Below are 19,184 nucleotides of genomic sequence, written 5' to 3' on the forward strand. Positions count from 1 at the left end.
AAAAGTCATTTGTTTTTTAATACGCCAGTTTCAATTTGGTCTTAAAGATCTTTGCCGCGGCGGTATAACCACCATCTGTTCCATCTACAAAATGGATATGATTATCTTTTCTATCTTCAACATAACATGACATTACAGAGGCGTGCGTTACATGAATCCCATAATTAATTTTTTTTATTCGCTTCCATTTCATCTAAATAAGCAATAAGCCTGTCTATTTGATTCTGATCTCCGGAGATCACTGTATTTATGGAGCCATCGATCATAAGAGTATCAGACAACTGACTAACCTTAAAAAGATAACTTTTTCCTTCTTCAAAATATTTAAAATAATACTTTCCAAATCCCGTTACCAGCCAATTCTTAAATAAATAGATCACATTGTATTTCCCGATACGCGCATACATTTCCTTTCTAATTTTCGCTATAGTTGTATCTAATTGTAATTTGATGGTACTTATAGGCTGCCTTTCATGAAGATCTCCAAAAATGCGATCTAACTTAGTGATTACTTCTTCATAAATTTTTCGTTGTAATTTATCATCATCACAATTAATTAATAAGCAAACAACTTTTTGTTTGGTTTTTGGAGGCTCAATCTCGTCCCATCTGCATTCCATCCCGGTAAGATCCAGTTTTTTTCTGGTAATTAGTTCTTTAGGATCTTCCTCATAAGTATTTTTAATTACCTTTTCGGCATATTTTAGTGCAGTTCCAAGGACAACAGGAGTAATTAAATAATCATTCAATCTAATTTTTGCTATGCGCAGTCTGTGACCTTTTCTATACACATCTTTTACAGGAATAGAACCAACTCTTAGATCTAATTTTAAATTTTTCTTTACATGAAGTCTTTGTTTGTTCAATACATTCATTAAATCTTTTTGCGTTGAAGGGGGAACAATAAATGTAGCACCATCTCCACCAAAAAAGTAAGGCACCTTAATTTTACTTTTATATTTTTTAAGCTGATTTAAAACCGAAACAATACTCCCTGTGGCAGCAAGATTAACTTCATTATGTAATCCGTTTGCAATAGCCTCAGTTGATTCCTCGATATCTGCAACAATAATGTGCCAGTCTGCAGGGACTTTTTCAAATAAACGACCATCTCTCAATAGTTTTCTAAGAGGAATTTTGTGTGGTATTAATTTTTTAAAAAAGAATTTATTCTCGCTCATTTTCTTTTGGGGTACTGCCTAATTACAAATATATCTGAAATGTCCTTTTAGAAAATTCTGTTTGTGAAAACTTTAATCAATTAGATGAAGCAAACATGACAAGTTGGTACTCAGAGATCTATAAATTATAGCTAAATTTAGCTATATGAGGAGTTATAGCTGTGAAATTTTGAAATTCAACCTAATTATTTGCTTTTTATTAGCAATTCTTGCAATAAATACCTCATGTACGAGATTACAATACAGAGAATCTGATGAAGAACTTCAGGAAAAATTTGAAGCATCCCAATTAGAACCGCAAATCAGTTATTTTGAAGTAGATAGTTTAAAGGCAAAAATCCGGATTCTTAAGATAGCAAAAAATGAAAAAGATATTAATGTCATATTTTTTCATGGCTCTCCCAGTTCATTATCCTCTTGGAGTAGTTATTTAAATGATTCTCTATTGCTTGAAAATGCCAATTTATGGGCAATGGATAGACCCGGCTTAGGCTATTCTAATTTTGGAAAATCGATGCCGTCTATAAAACTTCAGGCCGAAGTGATAAATTCAATAATTAATGCATATAATCTAAAAAATGTCATTACTGTGGGCACTTCGTATGGTGGCCCAATTGCGGCTAGATTAGCAGTACTTAATAAGAACGTAAAAGGGGTAATTTTAATTAGTAGCGCTATGGATTCTGAACAGGAAAGACAATTTTGGGGCTCCCGACTTACACAGTGGTGGGCAACCAGATGGTTAGTACCAAGAGGATATAGAGTTGCGGGAGATGAAAAAACGATTCATGCCGAAGAATTAAAGCAATTGGAAGAAGATTGGAGTAAGGTTAGGGTTCCTGTAATACATATTCATGGAGATAAAGACGATATAGTTCCCTATGGCAATGTCAATTACACCAAAAAACATTTCAAAAACATTAAAATTATAAGGGTACCAAATGTAGGTCATGAAATTTCCTATAGACGATCCGATTTGGTAAAACCTTTGATTTTAGAAATGATCGATCTAGTTAAATTTAAAAACCCCTGAGTTTTTATTTTTCTCTCTAATATTCAGGAATTCAATTCTTAAATAATCACTATTTTTAAGCTTTAATCATAAAAAATAGCTAAATGCGATTATTTAATTATCTACTGATTTCAGTATTTCTAATAAGCTCATATTCCTTTTCCCAAGAAAATTCAGCAACAGATTTTAAAGTTGAATACGAGAAATTCACATTATCCAATGGCTTGGAGGTGATTTTGCATGAAGATCATAGCGATCCTATAGTTGCTGTAGCGACTATGATGCATGTAGGCTCAAATAGAGAAAAGCCAGGAAAGACCGGATTTGCTCATTTCTTTGAACATATGAGTTTTAATGATTCTGAAAATGTACCTGTAGGCGCAAACAGGAAAATGATCCCGGAATGGGGTGGAAGTAGAAACGGAGGAACTTGGAGCGATGGAACTGTTTATTACGAAGTTGTTCCCAAAGATGCTTTCGAAAAAATCCTTTGGATAGATTCCGATAGGTTTGGGTATATGATAAATACCGTTACAGAGTCTGCCTTGGAACGCGAAAAGCAAGTAGTGAAAAACGAGAAAAGACAGCGTGTAGATAATGCACCGTATGGCTATACCGATGAAATTATACGCAAGAATTTATATCCTGAAGAGCATCCATATAATTGGACCGTTATCGGGCAATTGCCAGATCTTCAAGCAGCAACTATAGACGATGTAAAAGAGTTTTACAATAAATATTATGGAGCATCTAATGCTTCCTTGGTAATTGCAGGAGATATTGATATAGAGGAAACTAAAAAATTAATAGAAAAATGGTTTGGTGAAATTCCGTCTGGGCCAGAAGTGGGAAAATTAGAACCTATGCCGGTAAGTTTATCTAAATCTAAACTATTTTATTTTGAAGATAGCTTTGCGAAACTGCCGGAACTAAGGATGGTGTTTCCAACGGTGGAAGATTATAATAAAGATAGGTATGCCTTGCAGATTTTAGGTCAGTTATTAAGCGGAAGTAAAAAATCTCCATTATACAAAACCGTTGTGGAAGAAGCGAAACTTGCGCCTAATGTAGGAACGTATCAAAGTAGTAGTGAATTGGCAGGAGAATTTATAATTAGGGTAAGAGCAAATGCTAATACCGATCTAGATTCAGTAAAGTTGGCTATCGATAAAGGCTTCGAAAAATTTGAAAAAGAAGGATTTGGTGATAATGAGTTAAAACGCATTAAAGCTGAATTAGAAACCGGCTTGTATCAGGGAGTGAGCACTGTTTTAAATAAGGCTTTTCAATTAGTGCAGGATAATGAGTTTAATGGGGATCCCGGCTATATCACTCAAACTGCAAAACTTACGAACGCTGTAACCCGAGAAGACGTTATGAGGGTTTATAATAAATATATTAAGGACAAGAATTATTTAAGCACAAGTGTAGTTCCTAAGGGTCAACTAGAATTGGCATTAGAAGGAACTACGAAAGCAGAAGTTTGGATAGAAGAGGTAAAGCAGGATGTTGCAAGCGAAGAAGTAGAACAAGGAAAAGAAGCTGTTTACGAGAAAACTCTAAGTAAATACGATCGTAGTGAACCTGAGTTTGGCGATTTACCTTTATTTGAAACTCCAGAAGTTTGGACAACTTCATTAGCTAATGGAATGGAAATTTATGGAATAGAAAATCAAGAGGTTCCGCTAGTTCAATTTGATATCACTATTCCCGGAGGACAAAAACTTGATCCTAAAGGCAAGGCTGGAGTTGCTAATCTGTTGAGTGATTTAATGATGGAAGGAACGGCTACGAAAACTCCTGCCGAATTAGAAGAAGCTATTGGCTTACTTGGAGCGAACATCCGTATTTCTAGTAGCAATGAAGATTTTCATATTTCGGGTACCAGTTTGACGAAGAATTTTGAGGGCACTATAAAATTGGTGGAAGAAATTTTATTACAACCACGTTGGGATGTAGCGGAGTATATCAGATTGAAATCGGCTTTGGAAACGAATTTAAAAGGTAGGGAGGCAGATCCTTCATCAATTGCATCCCTGGCTTTTTATAAGTTATTATATGGACCTGAACATTATTTTGGGATTCCCGGTTCTGGAACCTTGGAAACAATAGCTAACATTAGTTTAGAAGATCTAAAAGAATACTATAAAAAATTGTCTCCGGAAAATGCATCTTTTCATATTGCAGGTGCAATCTCAGAAGCGCAGGTTCATTCAGCATTAAATAGCTTAGCGCAATCCTGGACAACGAAAGCAGTTAATTTGCCTGAAGCTAAAATTACTTCAGAAGGAGAAGCTGGAACATTATATTTTATAAATTTTCACGAAGCTAAACAATCGGTAATCTTGATTGGAAAATTAGCATTAGCTGCAACAGATAAGAATGCAAATAAACTAGCCTTCGCAAATGAGATTTTAGGTGGAGGTTCCAGTGGACGTTTATTTCAAACACTAAGAATAGGAAAAGGATATACCTATGGAGCGTATTCAGGAATCTCAGAGAATCTTGAAGTGTCGCCTTTTTATATTACCTCTAGTGTAAGAGCCAATGCAACTTTAGCATCCCTAAAAATTATTGAAGAGATGGTGGAAAATTATTCTGACGAATTCGGTAAAGAAGAAATGGAGCTTACAAAAAACAAATTATTAAAAGAGAACACAAGGGCTTTCGAAAGTTTAGGTGCGAAACTTGGAATTCTTAGAGATATAAGCAAATACAACAAACCTTCGAGTTTTATTAAGGATAAGCAAGAAGAATTGTTGGCGATGTCTTTAGAAGATTTTAAAGATGTAATCGAAGATTATCTGGAAGAAGAAGATATGATCTATGTAGTTGTTGGAGATAAAGCAACTCAATTAGCAGAAGTTAAAAAGCTTGGCAAAGAGGTAATTGAATTGGATATCTATGGAAATCAATTATAAATAATTTCCTTTTTATAATTAAATGCAGTCACAATAGGCTGCATTTTTTTTTAATTCAATAAATATATAAAAGTACTTTCATATATTTGCAAAAGGACTTTTATAAATATTATGGGAAAGACTATTAATAGAGTAGGCCATCTAGCGGGAGCTTCTAGATTTAGAAGAATAAGTGAAAAGCTATATATAGATGGTGATAAGATCTACAAGGAAGCTGGTCTTAGTTTTAAAGCTAGTTGGTTTCCTGTTTATTATATTTTATCCAAGACAGATGAGCCGTTAACTGTGACTGCAATTGCGAGCGAAATGGCATTCTCGCATATCACTGTTAAAAATGTTCTAAGGGAATTAGATAAAGAAAAACTCATTTTAATAGAAAAGAATCCAAATGATAAACGCTCTAAACTAATTTCTCTTTCTCATTTAGGTAAGGAATTGCAAAAAAAATTAGAACCTCTTTGGGTAAAATTCTCAAAATCTTTAAAAAATATTTTTGAAGCAGGGCATCCTGATATTATTAATATTCTTAATAGAATAGATGATGAGATCAATTTTAACCCAATTAATGAAAGGGTAAAAAAACAAGATTTTGATAAAGTATCTGTGGTAGATTATAAGCCGGAATTAAAGGCTTACTTCTTTCAATTAGCAGGGCATTGGTTAATTGGAATACTAGACGGGAAATTAGAAGCGGAAGATGAATTTACCTTACACAATCCCGATCTTGCTTATTTGTTAAAAGGTGGATTTGTATTTTTCGCGATTTATAAAGATAAAGTTGTTGGGTGTGTTGCTCTAAAACGATTAGATCAAAACAATTTTGAGTTTGCCAAGCTTTTTATTCATCCAAATTATCGAAACCTTGGAATTGCTACCAAACTTATTGAACGTTGTCTATCTCGTTGTAAAGAGAACAGAGCATCTCAACTTTGGTTACAAACGACCTTAAGTTTACCTCAAGCCCATAATTTGTATTATAAACTCGGGTTTAAAGATAGTGTCCCTCCAAACGAAATGAAGGTTTTAGCGAGAACAGAAAAAATTATGTGCATAGAGCTTTAGAGCTATAGCAATAATTGGAGAAAATTAGGATGAATATATGCTGCTTCAATATGAAAATTCATATTTAAATAACAGCTTATAAAATAAGAATATTACTATGGAAAATACTATTCAGAAAGCTATGTTTAGCGAAATGAAGGATAAGGATTTATTTAAAAAATCACAAAAATATGCATTCGATTATATGGATAAAGTGATGGATAGAAACGTATTTCCATCTGAAGAAGCACTTGAAAACCTAATGCATTTTGAAGAGTCGCTTTCCGAAAATTCAACTGATGGATCTAAAATAATAGAGATGCTTCATGCATATGGTTCTCCTGCAACCATTGCACAATTGGGTGGGAGATATTTTGGATTTGTTAATGGAGGTGCAGTACCAGCAGGTTTAGCCGCAAAAAACCTTTCCATGTTTTGGGATCAGAATACTGCATTGCAAGTGCTTTCTCCTATTGCGTCTAAAATTGAAGTTATTGTAGAAAAATGGCTAATAGATCTATTTAAATTGCCAGAAAGATCGGCTGTTGGATTTGTTAGTGGTACTTCTATGGCTACTTTTTGTGGGCTTGCAGCCGCCAGATATAGGTTATTAAAAAATTTGGATTGGGACATTAATGAAAAAGGACTTTTTGAAGCACCAAAACTTAGGATTATAACTAGCAAACAGGCGCATTCAACAGTTGTCAAGGCAGTTGGACTTCTAGGATTTGGAAAAGAGAATATTGAGTGGGTTCCTGTAGATTCCCAAGGTAGGATAATTCCAGATGAAATTCCGAAGCTGGACAGTAGCTCTATACTACTATTACAAGCGGGCAATGTAAATAGTGGTGCTTTTGAGGATTTTAAAACTATTTGTGCAATGGCTAAGGAAGTAGGAGCTTGGGTTCATATAGATGGTGCTTTTGGATTATGGGCAGAAGCTGTAAAGGATCTTAAATACCTTACACTGGATATGCAACATGCAAACTCTTGGGCCGTAGATGGTCATAAAACCTTAAATACTCCTTACGATTCGGGGATCATAATGTGTGAAGATAGGGAAGCTCTAATCGCAGCCTTGCACATGACAGGAGAATATATTATTCAAGGGGACGAAAGGGATGGAATGTATTTTACACCAGAAATGTCCAAAAGAGCAAGAGTTATCGAGTTATGGGCAACACTAAAATATTTGGGTAAAAAGGGAATCGATGAAATGATCTGGGGACTTCATAAACATGCTGTAAATTTTAGCAAAAAGATTGGGTCTGTCCCCGGGTTTAAAGTGCTAAATGAAGTTGTTTTCAATCAAGTGATAGTTCAATGTGAAACAGATGAGCTTACAAATAAAACTATAACCAGAATCCAAAAACTCAATGATTGCTGGGTTGGTGGATCTATGTGGAATGAAAAAAAAATAATCCGAGTAAGTATCTGTTCTTGGGCTACTACAGAGGAAGATATTCGAATTGCTGTAAATTCTTTTCAGAAAGCTTTGAGCGAGGTTCGTGAAAATGTTAGTTAGGGATTCTTAATTTCAATGTTTTTTTCTTAGAGGGTGTTTATAAAAATTTAAAGAGATTTATTATATTTGTGTAACCAGTTACGTAATTAATATTATATGTTTTATAATCAAGTTGGAAATGTAGCATTAGGCAGTAGGCTTAGAATGCTAAGCGAGAAAATAACGGAAGATGCTAAACAGATCTATTCGTTGTACGGAGTAAATTTGAAACCTAAATGGTTTCCGGTGTTCTATGTGCTTTCACAAAGCGAAGGAAAATCTATTACTGTAATTGCCAAAATAATTGGTCATTCCCATCCTTCAGTAAGTAAAATAGTACGAGAGATGGCTAAAGAGGGGATCGTTATGGAGACTAGCGACAAAGAAGATGGTAGAAAAAATATTGTTCAGCTCACGGCAAAAGGACAGAGGATAGCAGTTAAAATTGAAGATCAATATCTAGATGTAAACTTTGCTGTTGAAGAGGCACTTGCTCAAACAAAAAACAATCTTTGGAAGGCTATGGATGAGTTTGAATTTTTATTAGATCGTAAATCTTTGCTAAAACGCGTACAGGATCAGAAAAAGATAAGAGAGATGAAAAATGTCTCCGTAGTTCCTTATGAAAGTAAATACAGATCGGGTTTTAAAAAACTCAATGAAGATTGGATTAAAAAATACTTCAAAATAGAAGAGGCGGACAGTAAGGCTTTGGATCATCCAAAAGAATATATTTTAGATAAAGGGGGGGATATATTTATTGCATTATATAACGGAAATTTGGTTGGAGTTTGTGCCTTATTAAAGATGGATCACCCGGATTATGATTATGAATTAGCTAAAATGGCGGTTTCAGACGAAGCTAAAGGAAAGGGGATTGGCTGGTTGCTAGGAGAAGCGGTTGTAAAGAAAGCAAAATCTTTAAATGCTAGAAATGTTTATCTGGAAAGCAATACCAAATTAACCCCGGCAATCAGTCTTTATCACAAGTTAGGTTTTAAAAAAGTTGCTGGGCCACCAACGCCTTATGAGCGCTGTAATATTCAGATGGAATTAAAATTCTAAGTTGCTTATAAAACTGCTGATTAATGACTATGTTTAGAAAACTGTTTATATTTCAAGAATATATTTAATTTTTCGCTTCAATCATATTTAATAAATTTCGATGGATCCTTTTATATCGCTTCAAAATTATATTGCTACCCAGAAAAAGATTGGTCTCTATTTTATAGTATTAGGTGTGTTTCTACTGAGTGTAGCCGCCGTTTCTTACAGTTTTAATTCTGAAAACTTATTTTTCAACGGTCTCTTGCTTGGATGTATGATTACTGGCTCTCTAATAATTTTTGGAGGATTCCTTTATCGGAATTTTAATACTAAACTTTTTATTTCAGCCGAAGGCATTTACAATAAGGATAAGGCTATTTTTTTAAAGAAGGAAACAGAGAGAATGGCCAAAGTGCTTGAAAACTTTTCATCATTTCAAACGGTATTCACAATCATAATTATTTTAGCCATTGGAGTAATTATTTCATTTAAAATTCCATTTGTTTCCGGAATTTGTTTGGCTATTAGTCTATTATTTCTTGGTATCATGATTCTTGGAGCCATTTCCAAAGTTGCTATTAAACTTTATTACGAGGAACTATTAAAAGCTCATAGTTCTAATTTTATTTTGCAGGGATTGGATTAGAAGTTTCTATTTCAATCTTATACTCGCAGCAATACGAAATGATCATTTATTCCGGAGATAGGCTTTCTTCCATACTTTATTAATTAGGACTATCTTGTGTCCCAATAAAAACATATAGCCCAATTATATATTAATTCCCTGTTATGAGAAACACCCTATTTCTTTTTTCATGTATTACACTCTTTTTTTCTGAAATAGGTTTTGCACAGATCAAATTTCCCGATAGTGAGCCTTCAAAAGGTTACGAATACAAAGAGGTTCATGCTCGTGTTGCATTCCCTGCCGAAGGAAATAATAGAATTTGGGTAAAAGGATCCGCAGAATATCCTAAGGGGAACATCCGCGATACCTCGAATGTTATTATTAAAGAGTTTAGTTTGGATCCTCCATTTTATACTTCAGTGATAGTTATTCAATCTGATGTGGTTACAGTAGAATTTTGTGGAGTTAGCGAAGAATGTATAAACTACGGAAAACTCCATCCCGGAACTTATAATGCGGTTTCCAAGGATAACTTTTCCATATTGTTGTATGGCTGTATGGAGCCTTTTCATATTGCATATAAAGACGATGGAACTCCAGTAACCGAAATTTTTGAGGGTGAGAAAAACTCCAGTTTTCAATTACGTTCTCTTTTCAAAAATGTTGCAATGCAACAAGCTGTTCAATTTGAAGATTCAATAAAGGTGAAACAGGAATATCAATTCAACGGAATTAAAGATTCCACCCTTTTAAAAGGAGCGCCAAACTTAATAATCACTACCGGAGATCAGGTGTATGTAGATGCCGGGTATGGTGAGAAGATGAAAAATGACGTTGTTCATCCCTTATCGGCATGGGAAACAAAGAGACGCCCATTGCCTTTCAATAACTCTGAATCGCATTATATTCAATATTTAAACAAGCTTTATAATGCCTCTTATTCCTTTAATGAAATTGAAGCGGCTCATAGCAAATTACCCACGTTAAGCACTATAGACGATCATGAGTTAAGAGATGGTTGGGGATCGCAGAAAGATGAATATGAAAATGGAATCATGAATCCATTTTTAAAAACCCACTATAATTTAGGGAAACAGGCTTTTTTAGAGCATCAGTTATTGCTTTCCAATAAATCTTCTGAAGAAATTAGAGACTTGTTAGAAGAAAACAAGTCCATGGAATATGCTTTCGAAGTAAATGGCAAAAAAGGCTATGTGTTTGATCTTCGAAGCTCGAGAGATATAAATTCTAATCAAGTGTTGGGAGAGAAGCAATGGAAAGATTTTGAGGGCTGGCTCGATAAATTAGAACGAGATCAGGAAATAATATTAATCACTTCCATTCCTCTTACTTTAAGACCATTAAAATTTATTGAAGATGTCGCCAAATTATTTAAGCCTGAATTACGGGATGATGTTAGAGATGGCTGGTCTTCCAAAAATAATATTGCTGAAAGAGATCGACTAATAGCTTTATTGGTAAAGCATAGAATAGAAAGAGACATCAAGCCCATTTTTGTAAGTGGAGATGTGCACAAATCTGCATTAATTGAAATTTGGGTAGATACCAATGTTAAGCGAAATAGTAAACACGATATTGCCGAAACAATGATTTTGGGATACGAAGTGGTGGCTAGCGGAATTTCTCATGAGTTTATTAAAACAGGAATTTCAAAATCTATATTTAGACTGCTTGAAAGCCAAAATATTGGGGATGGTTTTATTGACTTTAATTATGAAGGGAAAAGAGCCAGTTTATACCCGATGGTTAGAAAATCTATAGTAGCTCAAAATTTTGGGGCGATCGAATTTGAGAAAGACAAAATAACAAAGATCCATACCTTTATTTACAATCAGTCGAATGATCAATTGGAACAACACTACTTAGAATTAGATTTCGACAAGAAATTACCAGATAACGATTATTATAGAATAGTAAAAACGGCAAAAAAGGAGAAGAAAACCTTTGTACCTCCAATTCCACATGGAATGAGAGTTTTAAAAAGCAACTAATTTGATCAAATAACTATTTAATTGATAACCAATAATTTATAGTTTTTTAGAAGTACCTTTGCAATCTGGAAATAATCCCTTTTTTTATTTCAAATTAACCCTAACAATTACAAATACCCTATATAATGAAAACCCTCAAAATTACTGAATTAAGCGAACTAGTCAATGGAGAACTGGTTGGCGATACGAGTTTACTTATCTCTGGACCGGAGCAATTGGAACGTGCTAAAAATGACCATATTTCTTTTATAGGAAATAGAAAATATATTAAGATCTGGAATACTTCTAACGCAATGGCCGCTATAATTAACGACAATATAGCGCTTGAACCAGAGGAAGGACAAGCTTTAATACGAGTTAAAAATGCAGATTTGGCAATGGTTAAAATATTGGAAGCTTTCAATCCGGGCCAGCCAAAATTGGAACCTGGCGTCCATGCCACTGCAAGTATTCATGAAACGGCAAAAATAGGAGCCAACTCTGTTATTGGAGCAGGGTGTTATGTGGGGAAAAATGTAATTGTAGGAGATAACGTTTTCCTATATCCTAATGTGACCATTCTAGATGATACAAGCATCGGAAATAACACTACCATATGGTCTGGAACCGTTATCAGAGAAAGAACAGAAATAGGTAGCCATTGTATTTTCCATAGCAATGTGAGTATAGGATCTGATGGATTTGGATATAGACCAAGTGACGATGGTCGCGGACTTGTTAAAATCCCACAAATTGGAAATGTAGTTATTGGCCATCAAGTAGAAATTGGAGCAAATTCTTGTGTGGATCGTGGAAAATTTAGTTCTACTGTTATTGGAGATGGCTGTAAGATCGATAATCTGGTGCAGATAGGACATAACTCGGTAATGGGGCGTTCTTGCATCATGGCCGGAGGAAGTGGTCTTGCAGGTTCTGTAACCCTGGGAGATGGAGTAATTATAGGTGGGAGTGCCTCTATAAAAGATCATACTACGGTGCATTCCGGTGCTGTGGTAGGTGGAGGTTCCGGAGTTATGAGCGATGTTGCTGCCGGGAAAACTGTTTTGGGCTATCCGGCTTGCGATTCCAAGGATATGCTTAAGCAATGGATTGCACTAAGAAACCTTGTTAAAAACTAAGGAATTTAAAACTCCAATTTAAAGGATTATTCTGCAGCCAAATTTCCAAAGAAAATAATGGCTGATTTTTCAATGCTTAGAAGCGAAAAGAGTACTTACCTTTGCCAAAAATTATTATATGTCAAATCAGTTTTCAAGTTTAGGTTTATCAGCAGAAATTATTAAGAGTTTAGAGGAATTAAATATCGCTGTTCCAACAGAGATACAAGAAAAAACCATTCCTATCCTTCTTTCTAAATCTGATGATTTTGTAGGTTTAGCTAAAACCGGAACCGGAAAAACTGCAGCATTTGGACTGCCATTGCTTCAACTAATAAATACTGAAGAAACCCATATTCAGGCGGTAATTTTAGTTCCAACTCGGGAATTAGGACATCAGATCCTTAGTAATATGGAGAGTTTTGCGACTAATTCACCAGACATAAAAATTACTGCAACTTGTGGAGGAATTCCAATCAAGCCACAAATTGAAAGCTTAACAAAACCTACACATATTGTAATTGCAACTCCGGGAAGACTTATAGATCTTATAAAACGCAAAGCTATAGACCTTTCCAAGGTTAATTATTTGGTCCTAGACGAAGCCGATGAAATGGTGACTTCTTTAAAAGATGGTTTAGATGAGATCGTAGCAGAACTTCCCAAGAAAAGAAGAACCTTATTGTTCTCTGCAGCATTACCGGGAACTATAAAACAGCTTATTCAGAATTATATGTCCAAACATGTAATCCAGATAAGTGCCAACATGGAGACTGTGGGGAATCAAGAAATAAATCATGAATTTGTGGTAGTGGAGCCTATCGAGAAATTGGAGGTCTTAATGCATTTCTTATCTTCTAAAGATGGAGAACGCGGAATTATATTTTGTAAAACCAAAGCTGCCGTTAATAAATTAGCCAAGAATTTAGCGATCAATAAATTTTCTTCGGGTGCATTACACGGGAGTTTGTCACAACCAATTCGGGACCGCATCATGAAGCAATTTAGGGAAGGGCATATAAATATTCTTGTTGCTACAGATCTTGCTGCTCGTGGAATCGATGTTAAAGAGATCTCCTATGTGGTAAATTATCATTTGCCGGATGTATATGAAGTGTATGTGCATAGAAGCGGTAGAACGGCTAGGGCAGGAGCAAAGGGCTATGCTTTAACCGTGATTCAAAATGAGGAAATTCCGGATATAGCTGAATTTCAAGATGAATTAGGGATCGTCTTTAAAGAATATTCCAAACCGAATGCTCAGAGTGTAGAAGATAATAACACTTTATTGTGGGCAAAACAGATCTTTAAAACGAAGCCGAATCATAATATCTCTTCAACATTAAAAGAGGGTGTAAAGACTATTTTTCATCATTTAACCAAAGAAGAATTAATAGAAAAAATGCTTGCTTCTTATGTGCTACAACACAAAATTTCTCCGGTTTTAGAAGCTGATGTACCTAAGAAAAAGAAACGCTAATTTTGAATTTAACGGGTGAGTATTTTTCACAATGAAATATAGTTTTAGTTTCATTCAAATTTAGATTCCTATAATTGAAATAAAAAGAGTAATTTCGCGCCTTATTTAAAATGAGGCATTTATGAAGCGTGTTAACGAATACAAGAAATTATTTAATGTTGAAAAGGGCTACGATCTTAAACAACTTAAGACTTCTTATAGAAATCTGGTAAAAGAATGGCATCCGGATAAATTTCAGGAAAGTGATGAAAAACACGCCGAAGCTGAAATTAAAAGCAAGCAGATAATCGATGGGTATCACTTTTTAGTGAGTATCGCTCCAGAAACTAAAGCTGCTAATCTTGAGGAATATAACAAAACGACTTCTGAAGCTGGAATCGCAGATTTCCAACATAAAGGAAATGTTTTAGAAGTATCTTTTACAGATGGTACTACTTACGAATACTTTGGAGTAAATAAAGCTTTATTTGTGAAGCTTATAAATTCTGACAGGCAATTTAGATTTGCAAAAAGAAACATTTTTACTTCTTTTCTTTATAGAAAGTCTAAGAAAGATCAAGAGCTTCAACCAGCTTAGAACTATAAAACACATAATTTATTAGAGCCCAAAGACCGCAAATCTTTGGGTTTTTTGATTCTAATCTTTTCTATCTAATTCAAAAGACTTGATGCTTTACAAAAGTTGATACTTCTTATGATTCTTCATTAATCAAAAGTTAAAGAAAGGCCAAATAAGCCTCAATTTAAAACCGCCCGTGTTTAATATGCGTTTATCTAGACACATATAACAATAACAAATCAACAATTATGAAAACTAAAAACATTTTTAAAGCATTTTTATTCGTTTCAATTCTTTCATTGGGAGCATGTTCTTCTTCTAAGGACAAAGCCATGAAGGATGATATGAATATGTCTAAAGACATGACCGTGATGGTAGGTGGAGCAGCAATGTATCCAACAAAGAATATCGTTGAAAATGCTGTGAATTCTAAAGATCATACAACTTTGGTAGCCGCGGTAAAAGCTGCAGATCTTGTAACCACTTTGCAAGGTGATGGTCCATTTACTGTTTTTGCTCCAACAAATGCTGCCTTCGATAAATTACCTGCAGGTACTGTAGCAACTCTTTTAGAGCCGGAAAACAAAATGCAACTACAAAATGTACTTACGTATCATGTAGTAGCAGGAAATTTTTCTTCTATGGATATTGTAAATGCAATTAAAAAAGGAAATGGAAAAGCAATGTTTACTACTGTTAATGGTGGAATGCTAACGGCAATGATGAAAGGAAGTAATGTAGTAATTACCGATGCTAATGGAGGGACTTCTATGGTAACTATAGCAGATGTAAATCAATCTAACGGTGTGATCCATGTTGTAAATACGGTGATGCTACCTAAAGCATAATTCAACCTTTAGAAAAAAAAAGCGACTCTTTACGGGTCGCTTTTTTTTATGCATAAGTTTTTTTGAAAAGCTCAAGATGACAAAAACATGAGAGTTGATTTTATTAAGACTATTAATAATTTTTAACTCTATCGTCATTTTGTCTCTATAGCTATCGTGAAAGTCGAGGAATCTCATTTTTAAAGAAATTCTTCAGTTCGTAACACTACCTTCAGAATGATAAGGAATATTACCCATTGTCATCCCGACGGAGGAGGGATCTGTTTAAATGAGATGAATCTGGTTGATTGAAGATTCTTCAATCCGCTATGCTGCCTTCAGAATGACAAGCAACACTACCCATTGTCATCCCGACGGAAGAGGGATCTGATTTAAATGAGATGATTCTCTTTGGTTGAAGATTCTTCAGTTCGAAACGCTACCTTCAGAATGATAGCCAACTGAGCTCTAGTACAGACAGCTAATATAAATTTCTATTAAAAACATTTTTCATTTAAACATATTAATCGTAATATTGCTATGTAATAATTAAGTGTTATGGGAATTACTAAATCTGAAATATTTACCGATCAGCAAAATGAGATCGCATTAATTGCCAAAGCATTTGGGCATCCTGCCAGGGTTGCGATTCTTCAGCATATCTTTAAAAAGCAAACGTGTATTTGTGGAGACCTTGTTCAAGAAATAGGTTTAGCCCAACCTACTATTTCCCAACATTTAAAAGAGCTTAAAAATTTAGGTTTAATAAAAGGGAATGTAGAGGGCACCAGTGTGTGTTACTGCATCAATAAGGAAAAATGGGATGAAGCGCTCGGATTATTTAAACAATTCTTAGAACAAGATTCTGATAAAAACACAAAATGTAAATAGATTAATTTAAAATAGACTTTTATGAAACTATCACAAATAAAAGAGAAACTAAGTCAATTAGAGAAAATCGCATTTGAATTGCCTGATGGCAGTTTAGTGCCACGGCATTTTCACGTTACCGAAGTAGGAAAAGTATCCAAGCACTTTATAGATTGTGGCGGAACGGTTAGAAGGGAAGAGGTAGCTAATTTTCAGCTTTGGGAAGCGAATGATTACGACCATAGATTACATCCTGAAAAATTAGTGAGTATCATTGAGCTTTCAGAAAAAGTATTGGGAATGGAAGATCTGGAGATCGAAGTAGAATACCAAGGATCAACAATTGGAAAATACGGCTTGGATTTTAATGGGGATAATTTCCTTTTGACTACTAAACTTACGGATTGTCTTGCTAAGGAGAATTGCGGAGTCCCTCAAGAAAAGGTTAAGAGAAATCTATCCCAACTCCAGAAGGAAGAAGTTAATTCTTGTGCTCCAGGATCTGGTTGTTGCTAGTTAAAATATATCGACTTTATTAGCCCATATTGAGCGTAGTCGTGACATTAATAATAGTGGTAAGAAGGGAGAGATCCAATTATAAATCCTCAAAGTTATAAATTACAAAATGACATTTTCAAAAATAGCAGCGGTAATAAAGTCCTTAGATCTTACTTCTATCTCCCAAGATCGTAAACAAGTATTAGCCCCATTAATAGTCTATATACAAGCTAAAATTGATACTAAAAGTGAAATACGATTAAATTTTATTTGTACTCATAATTCCAGAAGAAGTCATTTTTCGCAAGTTTGGGCACAGGCAATCGCTGAATATTATAATCTCCGTAAAGTAGTTTGCTATTCCGGAGGGACAGAGGCAACCGCACTCTATCCTATGGTTGCTGAAATTTTAAAAAATTCAGGTTTTAATATAGACGTTATTGCTGAAGGAGCTAATCCTATTTACAATATTAAATACGCCGATAATCAACATCCAATTATCGGTTTTTCAAAAACCTATGATTCGAACTTTAATCCCTTGTCAGAGTTTGCAGCAATTATGACGTGTTCTCATGCCGATGGTAACTGTCCGATGATCACCGGAGCAGAGAAACGTATCCCAATTACTTTTGAAGACCCGAAAGTTTCAGATGGAACTAATCGGCAAAAAGAAGTGTATGAGGAAAGAAGTTTACAAATAGCAACAGAATTGAAATATGTTTTTTCAGAAATCAAAAATAATTAGATAAGAGAAATTATAGGTTTTAATCTAAACATTCCATTATTATTAATTTTGATTATTCTCCAATTTTCGAAGGCAGTTTTAATGTTAGTTTATCTTACTTTTGCTCATTATTTATATCAGAAAAGAAATGGGAAAGACACCCAATACCGTACTAATAATACTCTGCTTTTTTTCCATTTATGTAATTTGGGGATCTACGTATCTTTTAAATAAAATTGCGGTATCCGAGTTAGCACCATTTATGCTGGCAGCCATCCGTTTTATTACAGCCGGGCTGTTGATATTTATTCTTTGTAAGTTTTTAGGGATCAGTCTTTCAATTACTAAGAAACAGCTAAAAAACACCATTATCGTAGGTTTTCTATTTTTAACTTTTGGTAACGGCTTTGTGGTGTGGGCACTTAGATTTGTAGACAGCGGCTTTGCAGCTTTGGAAATCTCTGCACAACCCTTGATCGTCTTATTTCTTTTACGTGTGCTGCATGGAAAAAAGATAAAAACCATGTCTTTAATTGGAGTTGGTTTAGGAATTATTGGAATGTTTCTCTTGGTGAGTCAGAAGCAAATAATAAGTGATGAAAATTCCTTAATTGGAATGGGCATGATCTTTCTATGTTTGTTGAGTTGGGCTTACGGAAGCATTTTCGTTGGTAAAGCAGACCTTCCTACAAACTATTTTGTGAATACAGGATATCAGATGTTTTTTGGGGGAATTATGTTGATGCTTGCTAGTTTTCTATTTGGCGAATCTTGGTCGTGGCCAAATTCCTGGAGTGGGGAAGTACAAATCTCTATGATTTTATTAATTCTCTTCGGGAGTATTGTTGCTTTTACTTCTTTTAATTATCTGCTGAAGGTGGTATCTCCGGAAAAAGTTGCTACTTCCACCTATGTAAATCCTATAATTGCCATGAGCTTAGGTTGGTTCTTTCTAAATGAACAAATTACCCTACAATCTTCTATTGCAGCTGTTGTGCTTTTAACCGGGGTATATTTTATAAATACCAAAAAGAAACTGATTCTTTTATCTAGATTTAGAGGTAGGATGAAACCTGGTAAGGTGGAGATAGAATAGAAAAAAGTTTCCTTTTTTCAGACTTGATTCTTTAAATTATAGCACACAATTAAATTTAGATGCCGAGTTCTTTAGTAAAAATTGCATTAGGAGGGGGTTGCCATTGGTGTACCGAAGCTGTTTTTCAAACTTTAATTGGAGTTGAAAAAATAGAACAGGGCTACGTGGCATCCAAAGGTGAGCATTCCAATTTTTCTGAAGCGGTGGTGGTTCACTTTAATCCTGAAGCAATAACACTAAATAAACTTATAGAAATTCATCTTCATACCCACAAAAGCACTTCCAATCATAGTATGCGGGTTAAATATAGATCTGCGGTTTATACCTATTCTGAAGATCAGAAAATGGAAGCTATCAAGACTATAGAAAATCTTCAGGTAGAGTTTGCCAATCAACTAATCACTAAAGTATATCCCTTCAAAGCATTTAAAGCCTCCAGAGAAGCACTGCATAATTATTATTTACGAGATCCTCAAAAACCTTTTTGCAAAACATTTATAGCTCCTAAACTAAAAATTTTATTGCAGCAGTTTTCAGCTAATGTGACTTCAGAATTAAATAAAATAGAGGTCAGTAGATAACTACATACGATTTTTATTGTTTATTTTATTAATTTTCAAAAAGTTAAAATATCTCGTTTTGTCTGTTCGAGCGCAGTCGAGAATTTGTTAGCTTAAAAAAGAGGTT

General features: G+C 34.6%; 18 protein-coding genes. 16 read left to right on the top strand and 2 right to left on the bottom strand.

Annotated features, from left to right (window positions below):
* Positions 1 to 16: 16 nt before the first annotated feature.
* Together ON07_RS16775 and ON07_RS13945 are read right to left on the bottom strand one after the other, a co-directional pair.
* Positions 17 to 193, bottom strand: coding sequence for a DUF3095 family protein (locus ON07_RS16775; RefSeq protein ID WP_237708804.1), 177 nt, complete (start codon positions 191 to 193; stop codon positions 17 to 19).
* Positions 165 to 1,181: a DUF3095 family protein gene (locus tag ON07_RS13945; RefSeq protein ID WP_237708805.1), complete on the bottom strand. Its 1,017-nt coding sequence runs from the start codon at positions 1,179 to 1,181 to the stop codon at positions 165 to 167. The genes ON07_RS16775 and ON07_RS13945 overlap by 29 nt, the downstream gene beginning before the upstream one ends.
* A gap of 145 nt (positions 1,182 to 1,326) precedes the next feature.
* Between ON07_RS13945 and ON07_RS00185 the strand changes: the two genes are divergently transcribed.
* From ON07_RS00185 to ON07_RS00260, 16 genes are all read left to right on the top strand, one after another.
* Positions 1,327 to 2,214, top strand: coding sequence for an alpha/beta fold hydrolase (locus ON07_RS00185; RefSeq protein ID WP_010227221.1), 888 nt, complete (start codon positions 1,327 to 1,329; stop codon positions 2,212 to 2,214).
* 83 nt (positions 2,215 to 2,297) lie between these two features.
* Positions 2,298 to 5,114: a M16 family metallopeptidase gene (locus ON07_RS00190; protein ID WP_010227222.1), complete on the top strand. Its 2,817-nt coding sequence runs from the start codon at positions 2,298 to 2,300 to the stop codon at positions 5,112 to 5,114.
* Positions 5,115 to 5,225: 111 nt separating this feature from the next.
* Positions 5,226 to 6,176, top strand: coding sequence for a bifunctional helix-turn-helix transcriptional regulator/GNAT family N-acetyltransferase (locus tag ON07_RS00195; protein WP_010227223.1), 951 nt, complete (start codon positions 5,226 to 5,228; stop codon positions 6,174 to 6,176).
* Between the two features lie 97 nt (positions 6,177 to 6,273).
* On the top strand, positions 6,274 to 7,680 hold the full coding sequence (locus ON07_RS00200) for a pyridoxal phosphate-dependent decarboxylase family protein (RefSeq protein ID WP_010227226.1): 1,407 nt from the start codon (positions 6,274 to 6,276) through the stop codon (positions 7,678 to 7,680).
* A 96-nt stretch (positions 7,681 to 7,776) separates the two neighbouring features.
* On the top strand, positions 7,777 to 8,724 hold the full coding sequence (locus tag ON07_RS00205) for a bifunctional helix-turn-helix transcriptional regulator/GNAT family N-acetyltransferase (protein WP_010227227.1): 948 nt from the start codon (positions 7,777 to 7,779) through the stop codon (positions 8,722 to 8,724).
* Positions 8,725 to 8,824: 100 nt separating this feature from the next.
* Positions 8,825 to 9,352, top strand: coding sequence for a hypothetical protein (locus ON07_RS00210; protein ID WP_010227228.1), 528 nt, complete (start codon positions 8,825 to 8,827; stop codon positions 9,350 to 9,352).
* Positions 9,353 to 9,495: 143 nt separating this feature from the next.
* Positions 9,496 to 11,346 (top strand): alkaline phosphatase D family protein, encoded by a 1,851-nt coding sequence (locus ON07_RS00215; protein ID WP_010227229.1) that lies wholly within the window; start codon positions 9,496 to 9,498, stop codon positions 11,344 to 11,346.
* A 125-nt stretch (positions 11,347 to 11,471) separates the two neighbouring features.
* Positions 11,472 to 12,464: a UDP-3-O-(3-hydroxymyristoyl)glucosamine N-acyltransferase gene (lpxD, locus tag ON07_RS00220; RefSeq protein WP_010227230.1), complete on the top strand. Its 993-nt coding sequence runs from the start codon at positions 11,472 to 11,474 to the stop codon at positions 12,462 to 12,464.
* A 118-nt stretch (positions 12,465 to 12,582) separates the two neighbouring features.
* On the top strand, positions 12,583 to 13,923 hold the full coding sequence (locus tag ON07_RS00225) for a DEAD/DEAH box helicase (protein ID WP_010227232.1): 1,341 nt from the start codon (positions 12,583 to 12,585) through the stop codon (positions 13,921 to 13,923).
* 121 nt (positions 13,924 to 14,044) lie between these two features.
* A complete protein-coding gene (locus ON07_RS00230) occupies positions 14,045 to 14,500 on the top strand; it encodes a J domain-containing protein (protein WP_010227234.1) in 456 nt (151 codons plus the stop codon).
* Between the two features lie 230 nt (positions 14,501 to 14,730).
* Entirely contained in the window at positions 14,731 to 15,330 is a 600-nt protein-coding gene (locus ON07_RS00235; protein WP_010227235.1) for a fasciclin domain-containing protein, read from the top strand.
* 537 nt (positions 15,331 to 15,867) lie between these two features.
* On the top strand, positions 15,868 to 16,200 hold the full coding sequence (locus ON07_RS00240; protein ID WP_010227237.1) for an ArsR/SmtB family transcription factor: 333 nt from the start codon (positions 15,868 to 15,870) through the stop codon (positions 16,198 to 16,200).
* 21 nt (positions 16,201 to 16,221) lie between these two features.
* Entirely contained in the window at positions 16,222 to 16,695 is a 474-nt protein-coding gene (locus ON07_RS00245) for a DUF6428 family protein (protein WP_010227238.1), read from the top strand.
* 109 nt (positions 16,696 to 16,804) lie between these two features.
* Positions 16,805 to 17,422 carry an arsenate-mycothiol transferase ArsC gene (locus tag ON07_RS00250; protein WP_010227240.1) on the top strand — a complete coding sequence of 206 codons (618 nt, stop codon included), beginning with the start codon at positions 16,805 to 16,807 and terminating at the stop codon, positions 17,420 to 17,422.
* Positions 17,423 to 17,549: 127 nt separating this feature from the next.
* Positions 17,550 to 18,497 carry an EamA family transporter gene (locus ON07_RS00255; RefSeq protein ID WP_010227242.1) on the top strand — a complete coding sequence of 316 codons (948 nt, stop codon included), beginning with the start codon at positions 17,550 to 17,552 and terminating at the stop codon, positions 18,495 to 18,497.
* A gap of 59 nt (positions 18,498 to 18,556) precedes the next feature.
* Complete coding sequence (locus tag ON07_RS00260; RefSeq protein WP_010227243.1) at positions 18,557 to 19,078, top strand: peptide-methionine (S)-S-oxide reductase; 522 nt, start codon at positions 18,557 to 18,559, stop codon at positions 19,076 to 19,078.
* Positions 19,079 to 19,184 lie beyond the last annotated feature (106 nt).

This window comes from Gillisia marina (assembly GCF_000258765.1).
GTDB lineage: Bacteria > Bacteroidota > Bacteroidia > Flavobacteriales > Flavobacteriaceae > Gillisia > Gillisia marina.

Bases quoted from the DNA above. Each gene is read 5' to 3' on its own strand.
- ON07_RS00210 (WP_010227228.1), top strand. From the start codon at position 8,825: ATGGATCCTTTTATATCGCTTCAAAATTATATTGCTACCCAGAAAAAG.
- ON07_RS00255 (WP_010227242.1), top strand. From the start codon at position 17,550: ATGGGAAAGACACCCAATACCGTACTAATAATACTCTGCTTTTTTTCC.
- lpxD (WP_010227230.1), top strand. From the start codon at position 11,472: ATGAAAACCCTCAAAATTACTGAATTAAGCGAACTAGTCAATGGAGAA.
- ON07_RS00190 (WP_010227222.1), top strand. From the start codon at position 2,298: ATGCGATTATTTAATTATCTACTGATTTCAGTATTTCTAATAAGCTCA.
- ON07_RS00195 (WP_010227223.1), top strand. From the start codon at position 5,226: ATGGGAAAGACTATTAATAGAGTAGGCCATCTAGCGGGAGCTTCTAGA.
- ON07_RS00225 (WP_010227232.1), top strand. From the start codon at position 12,583: ATGTCAAATCAGTTTTCAAGTTTAGGTTTATCAGCAGAAATTATTAAG.
- ON07_RS00200 (WP_010227226.1), top strand. From the start codon at position 6,274: ATGGAAAATACTATTCAGAAAGCTATGTTTAGCGAAATGAAGGATAAG.
- ON07_RS00240 (WP_010227237.1), top strand. From the start codon at position 15,868: ATGGGAATTACTAAATCTGAAATATTTACCGATCAGCAAAATGAGATC.
- ON07_RS00185 (WP_010227221.1), top strand. From the start codon at position 1,327: ATGAGGAGTTATAGCTGTGAAATTTTGAAATTCAACCTAATTATTTGC.
- ON07_RS00250 (WP_010227240.1), top strand. From the start codon at position 16,805: ATGACATTTTCAAAAATAGCAGCGGTAATAAAGTCCTTAGATCTTACT.
- ON07_RS00235 (WP_010227235.1), top strand. From the start codon at position 14,731: ATGAAAACTAAAAACATTTTTAAAGCATTTTTATTCGTTTCAATTCTT.
- ON07_RS00245 (WP_010227238.1), top strand. From the start codon at position 16,222: ATGAAACTATCACAAATAAAAGAGAAACTAAGTCAATTAGAGAAAATC.
- ON07_RS13945 (WP_237708805.1), bottom strand. From the start codon at position 1,181: ATGAGCGAGAATAAATTCTTTTTTAAAAAATTAATACCACACAAAATT.
- ON07_RS00230 (WP_010227234.1), top strand. From the start codon at position 14,045: ATGAAGCGTGTTAACGAATACAAGAAATTATTTAATGTTGAAAAGGGC.
- ON07_RS16775 (WP_237708804.1), bottom strand. From the start codon at position 193: ATGAAATGGAAGCGAATAAAAAAAATTAATTATGGGATTCATGTAACG.
- ON07_RS00205 (WP_010227227.1), top strand. From the start codon at position 7,777: ATGTTTTATAATCAAGTTGGAAATGTAGCATTAGGCAGTAGGCTTAGA.
- ON07_RS00215 (WP_010227229.1), top strand. From the start codon at position 9,496: ATGAGAAACACCCTATTTCTTTTTTCATGTATTACACTCTTTTTTTCT.
- ON07_RS00260 (WP_010227243.1), top strand. From the start codon at position 18,557: ATGCCGAGTTCTTTAGTAAAAATTGCATTAGGAGGGGGTTGCCATTGG.